Source organism: Pseudomonas sp. CM27, from assembly GCF_013179515.1.
Classification (GTDB): domain Bacteria; phylum Pseudomonadota; class Gammaproteobacteria; order Pseudomonadales; family Pseudomonadaceae; genus Aquipseudomonas.
Genome location: NZ_JABMCN010000503.1, coordinates 1 through 609 on the forward strand (window position 1 = coordinate 1; position 609 = coordinate 609).

General features: G+C 64.9%; 1 protein-coding gene. It reads left to right on the forward strand.

What is annotated here, in order from left to right; all coding sequences use genetic code 11:
• Positions 1–609 (forward strand): AMP-binding protein (locus HP547_RS29245; protein WP_172288995.1); only part of this gene is annotated, 609 nt, incomplete at both ends.

A 609-nucleotide genomic window follows, 5' to 3' on the forward strand; every position in this document is an offset into this window, starting at 1 on the left:
CACAGGACCGCCTGAGCTACATGTTCGAAGACAGCGGCATCACCTTGCTGCTGACCCAGTCGCACCTGCGCGAAACCTTGCCGATTCCCGCCGGCCTGCGCAGCCTGGACCTGGATGGCGAAAACCTCGAAGGCTACAGCGATGCCAACCCCAATATCGACGTGGCGCCGCTGAACCTCGCCTATGTGATCTACACCTCCGGCTCCACCGGCCGCCCGAAAGGCGCCGGCAACAGCCATCAGGCCCTGGTCAACCGCCTGTGGTGGATGCAGAAGGCCTACGGCCTGGACGCCAGCGACAGCGTGCTGCAGAAAACCCCGTTCAGCTTCGACGTGTCGGTGTGGGAGTTCTTCTGGCCATTGATGACCGGCGCCCGCCTGGTCGTGGCCCAGCCGGGTGCCCACCGCGACCCGCAGCTGTTGGTCGACACCATCAACCAGCACGGCATCAGCACGCTGCACTTTGTGCCGTCGATGCTGCAGGCGTTCATGACCCATGAGGCAGTGGAAAGCTGCGTCAGCCTCAAACGCGTGGTGTGCAGCGGTGAAGCACTGCCGGCCGAGCTGGCCCGTCAGACCCTGCAACGCCTGCCCGCAGCCGGCCTGTACA